The sequence below is a fragment of the Acinetobacter sp. UBA5934 genome (genome assembly GCF_002430855.1).
Lineage (GTDB): Bacteria > Pseudomonadota > Gammaproteobacteria > Pseudomonadales > Moraxellaceae > Acinetobacter.
The window spans coordinates 14,715-17,556 of sequence record NZ_DJDC01000068.1 but is presented as its reverse complement, the minus strand read 5'-3'; the positions used below and the strand labels follow the sequence as shown (position 1 = coordinate 17,556).

The window sequence follows — 2,842 nt, the reverse complement described above, 5'->3', positions numbered from 1 at the left end:
CAGCGACCTGACTCGCCAACGTCTGGGCATGTGCTAAAGTTCGGCTATAAACCTGCACAATTTGATGATTTTGGCTTAAAACAATAGCCAGATGATGGGCTACCCGTCCTGCGCCAATAAAACTGATTCGCATAGCTAAGTTCACGTTTTACAATTCAGTTCAAGCATGCCAAGAATAAAAGGACGAATCAATTCGTCCTTTTATTTAATTGCGATTTAAACAGTATGGTTATACATACTGTTTTAAACTGAGATAAGGTCTGTCTTCAGTATATTTACTGTTTATTGACGCCCTGCTCATCCACTTCACGCACCACGCCCGTTTCGGTATTTAATACCTCAAACTCAATACGGCGGTTTTTAAACTGACCTTCATCTGTTGCATTATCCGCTACAGGTTGTTCCGAACCATATCCCACAGCTTGCAACTGGGCAGGATCTACCCCCTGTTTAACCAGATAATCCATAATGGCTTGAGCACGTTTTTGTGATAATGCTTTATTCGCCTCAGCATTGCCTACGGCGTCTGTATGCCCTTTTACCGTTAATTGAACTTGTGGCGCGCGTTTCATCAATGCCGCAGCTTGATCCAGAATGGGTTTATTGGCCTCTGGAATCTCTGCACTTGCGGTAGCAAAATTAATAATCTGCATATTCAATGCGGTAGCAACATCCAGTGCACGAATCTGCTCCGGATTAATTGCTGCCAATGCTTTTTCTGCATTGCTATTACCTTCATTAATTGCAGCCTGATTATCTACCGATGCTGACGCACTGCTCATTGCTGCGGCCTGAGTCAACACTGTCATGTTTTTAACCAATGGCTTGATTTTCACTACCAGCTGTTCAGCATCAGTCGGATTAGCTGTGACAATAGAAAGCTGATCGCCCATCCAGGTTAATGAAGCATTGGGTACACCTTTGACCAGTTTTAATACACTTGGAATGGCATCCTGATCGATAAATTCTGAATGGTAGCGGGTATTGTTTTCCACGCCACAACCTATGTTGTGATTAAAAATTTGTTTAATTTGTTGCTGCAGAATATCGATGTAACTTGCATTGCCGGAATATAATTGACACGTTATTAAATCGCCTGTTGAACCTGTACTTAACTGCAATTTAGCGGGTTCACTACTTGCGTTTTCAGCCGGTATACCGCTTGCCGGAGCAGTATCTTGCTTATCGGAACATGATTTAAAAATTAAAGCTAACAATGCGGCTAAAACAATGAACGCAATCAAAGGCAGTAAAAAGCCTGATTTCTTTTTTTCCTCAGTGACCCGATAGGGATCAACCGGTGGCGCTTGATGTAAACTTTGTTCTGCTGCCGTACTGACACCTAAAGCGCTTAACAATACTGGCGCCCAATGTGGCAAAGCATTCAATACTGCAGGCCAATGGCTTTCAATCAAATGGACAATCGCGCTGGGTTCGGAAGATCCAGCCTCCGCTTCCAATATTCCTAAAGTTGGGGCTATAGAACGATTTAAGGTCAACTCGATTGTTTCAGGCGGTACCGTACCGGAAACCTGTTGCAGAAACTCCTGCTTTAAAGTCGGGTTGACGTTAAAGATATCTCCCAATCTGGGATTTAATTGACTCTGTAAATTTGCAATAAGGTCGGGTTTAGATCTGAAGATGGATAATAAAATGGGCAGAAAACTGCTTAATGCCTGACTCTTCTCACTCAGATAGGTGGTTTCTCCTTCAAGAACTGTTGGAGTGACCTTCTGCTTTAATAATTCAATCAGATTAAGATTCATTGCTTATTCCTCTTATTCTCTTTTTATTAAGTATTTTTTTAGTCTATCTGTTCATTTTTCACGCAATGTAAATAATTGTATTATTTGAATACTAATATTTTTTAATCACAAAAAAAGCCAGCAAAAGCTGACTTTTTATTATTAAAAAAAATTATTCTTCCAAATAATAGATTTTTTGACGCAACTCTGTAGTTCGCTGGGCTGTCATATTTGTTTCACAATTTATCCGATAGATTTCAGGATTATCAGCGTTTGAACTATCTAGTTTACATTCTAACTCACGTTTTTTTAGCCAAATTCTTTGTTCATCTAAAAGCTGAGCACGCACTTCCTTAGTTGTTGCATTCCACACAAGATTTAAATTTTCATTGGCTTTATCTAAATTTGTTTTTGCTTCTGAAACTAATACCGATTGGTACTCCTGTGCTGAAGCCTCCTCTTCTGCAACACGTTTCATTTCTTCCTGTTTCGCAACTTCAACAGCATTTAAACGTGCATTTTTAATCAAAGAGTCAACTGCGATATCTCTTACAAAATAAGCTAGAACATCTGGATTTTCTAAAGTTACATATACCTTTTTACCATCGTCTGTAGGCTGAACTAAATACTCAATTTCTCTTTTCAATTGATTAGCTTCAAAAGACAAATCTGATAAAACTGCAGCTTGCGCAGTATTATTTTCATCATAAACTGCACGAGCTGCATCGGCATCTTTAATCATCTGAGCCGGAACTTTTACCACAAATTCCGTTACGCAATACTGCTTATTACTATTCGGATCCGAATTATTGGTACGAACATCATTGACATTAAAGGTAATTTGCTGAAGTGTACTACGTAATTTCCCCATATCAATTGTAACGTTTTCAGTATCAATTAATTCTTTCACACGTTCTGCAGAAACATCACTGACCGTCTTACTAAAACTTTCAACAACTAACTGTTTTGCAGTTTCATTATCACATTTTACTGCGCTACCTGTGATTGATTGTATTTTGTTACAACCTGAAACCAGTAATGCACAACTCATCAATGCCAATAATCTAAAATTCATAATCAACCTATTTTTCAATTCA

At 38.8% G+C, this 2,842-nt stretch carries 3 protein-coding genes; all 3 read right to left on the bottom strand.

Annotated elements, in window-relative coordinates; all coding sequences use genetic code 11:
* The coding region (locus tag B2Y23_RS04785) for an NAD(P)-binding domain-containing protein (RefSeq protein WP_349679436.1) at positions 1-133 on the bottom strand (133 nt) is incomplete at its 3' end.
* 142 nt (positions 134-275) lie between these two features.
* Complete coding sequence (locus B2Y23_RS04780; RefSeq protein ID WP_291369346.1) at positions 276-1,766, bottom strand: OmpA family protein; 1,491 nt, start codon at positions 1,764-1,766, stop codon at positions 276-278.
* Between the two features lie 151 nt (positions 1,767-1,917).
* On the bottom strand, positions 1,918-2,842 hold a 925-nt coding region (locus B2Y23_RS04775), incomplete at its 5' end, for a lysozyme inhibitor LprI family protein (protein ID WP_349679435.1).